The sequence below is a fragment of the uncultured Campylobacter sp. genome (assembly GCF_938030685.1).
Lineage (GTDB): Bacteria > Campylobacterota > Campylobacteria > Campylobacterales > Campylobacteraceae > Campylobacter_B.
The window spans coordinates 1-1,541 of sequence record NZ_CALHHX010000110.1 but is presented as its reverse complement, the minus strand read 5'-3'; the positions used below and the strand labels follow the sequence as shown (position 1 = coordinate 1,541).

General features: G+C 51.2%; 2 protein-coding genes. Both read left to right on the top strand.

The annotated features are described in order from the left end of the window. Positions 1-1,080: radical SAM protein (locus Q0369_RS05125; RefSeq protein ID WP_298096879.1), on the top strand; the 1,080-nt coding region annotated here is incomplete at its 5' end. Continuing rightward, a partial coding sequence (locus Q0369_RS05120) for a flavodoxin family protein (RefSeq protein WP_298096876.1) occupies positions 1,077-1,541 on the top strand: 465 nt, incomplete at its 3' end. The genes Q0369_RS05125 and Q0369_RS05120, both read left to right, overlap by 4 nt.

The following is a 1,541-nucleotide window of genomic DNA, read 5'->3' as shown; positions in this document are numbered from 1 at the left end:
TTTTGCGACAACATCTGCTCGTTTTGTTCGATGATGCGCTCCAAACTCGGCGACGAGCTGGACGAATACGCTAAATTTTTGATACGCCAGATCAAAGACTACGGCGAGATGCCCTACTTCGACACCAAAAAGATCAAAAGCATCTACTTCGGCGGCGGCACGCCGAGCGTCTTTAGCGAGACGCACTTCGAAAAGGTTCTAGGCGCGCTGCATAAAAATTTCAAGATCGCAGAGGACTGCGAGATCAGCGTAGAAACCACTCTGCATAATTTAGACTTGCAAAAGGCGCTTGCCTTGCAAAGCTTCGGCGTAAACCGCTTTAGCATCGGCGTGCAGACCTTCAGCAGACAGGGGCGCGCGCTTCTAAACCGCGTGCATAAGCCCGCTCGCGCGATCGAGCGACTAAAGGATCTTAGAGAAAAATTTGACGGCATGCTCTGCTGCGACATCATCTACAACTTCCCGAACGAAAGCGTAGAGGAAGCGCTAGAGGATGCGCGCTACGTAGATGAGCTAGGTCTAGATAGCGCCAGCTTTTACTCGTTGATGTTTTTCGATGGCTCGGAGCTATCCAAAAAGATCGACACCTCCTACTACGATCTGCCGACTGATAAAAAGCTACACCATGCCTTTGCAGAGGCGCTACTGCAAAGCGGGAATTTCGAGGTTTTGGAGCTTACCAAACTTGCTCGAAAAGGTCGCGATAACTACGGCTACATCAAGCTAAGCCACAAGGGCACGGATATCCTGCCTATCGGCAACGGCGCGGGCGGACACGTAGCGGGCTTCGGAATTTACGGCGTTTCAGGGCACAAGATGATCTCGCGAATCGATGAGCGCGAAGCAAAATACGGCGTGCTAAGCAATCTGTTTCAATACCCGATCGTAAGCTTAAACGAGCTAAAAGAGGCCCTAAGCGCGAGCGTTTATGACGAAGCGCTGCAGAAACTAAAGGAATTTGAGAGCTGGGGGCTTTTGGAGCTTAAGGATGGAAAATTGGTCTTAAACTTGGATGGAGTTTTTTGGGGCAACAACATCAACGAAGAGATAGCAAACATTATTAGAAAGGATTTTGTATGAAAAAAATCGTGCTTTATACCTCGCAAACGGGCAACACGAAAAAGGTGGGCGACGCGATCGCCGAACAACTAGGCTGCGAAAGCCTAAATTTCCGCGACTTTGAAGGCGAGGTCGATGACTACGACTTTATAGCCTTGGGCTTTTACGTCGATAAGGGCGAAGCCGAAGCGAAATTTATGCGCTTTTTACGCAAGATTCACGGCAAGAAGCTTGGCGTTTTTATGACTCTGGGCGCAGAGCCGGACGGCGAGCACTCGCGCAAGTGCCTGGATACCTTTGAAGAGGGGCTTAAAGCAAACGGCAACGAGATTATAAGGGAGTTTGCCTGCCAGGGCGCGATTGATCCGAATCTACTTGAGACGATGCGCAAAATGGCGGCCGGCGGCAACTCGCCCCACCCTATCACCCCCGAGCGACTTGCGCGCTGGGCGGAGGCTGCGAAACACCCCGACGAGAAGGAT